At 51.6% G+C, this 477-nt stretch carries 1 protein-coding gene; it reads left to right on the top strand.

The genetic code is table 11. The features are described 5' to 3' along the window. Nucleotides 1–157: 157 nt before the first annotated feature. On the top strand, nucleotides 158–477 hold a 320-nt coding region (locus tag H4O21_RS24170), incomplete at its 3' end, for a hypothetical protein (protein ID WP_182812447.1).

Raw genomic sequence — 477 nt, 5'->3', positions numbered from 1 at the left:
GGCGTTCCCTCGGCTGTCCGTCTCGATTCTAATGGCTTCATGGATCCTTCTTCTCTACTGGACAACCTCCTCAGCTGGGTCATATGTTCCCGCCTCCTTAAACCCCTCACCCCCCAACAGGGTGAAGAGAGACCTGCCATTTGAGACCAGACCACAAGTGCAACAATCTCTGGAAGTGGTAAAAGACATTGTCACTGTCCTCAACGAAAAGATTGGAGGTGTTGACAGCAAATCTGTGAAAAATGTGATGAAGGGTCTCTCCACCATCGCTGGCTTGGTGCCCGGCATTGGAACACTGATCATCCCATCGGTCAACCTGATCTTGGGCTTCATCCCTCAGGACGACCCGGTGTTTAACGAGGTGAAGAAAGGGTTCGCTGAAGTGAACAAGAAACTAGACTCACTCTCCATCCAGATCGCCAGCCTGGCAACAGACGTGGAATGGTTCAACTACGCCAGCGTCTACTCTCAAGACGA

The organism is Oceanospirillum sediminis (genome assembly GCF_014164585.1).
Classification (GTDB): domain Bacteria; phylum Pseudomonadota; class Gammaproteobacteria; order Pseudomonadales; family Halomonadaceae; genus Oceanospirillum; species Oceanospirillum sediminis.
The sequence above is the reverse complement of the archived record's forward strand: the minus strand, read 5'-3'. Positions and strand labels throughout refer to the sequence as shown.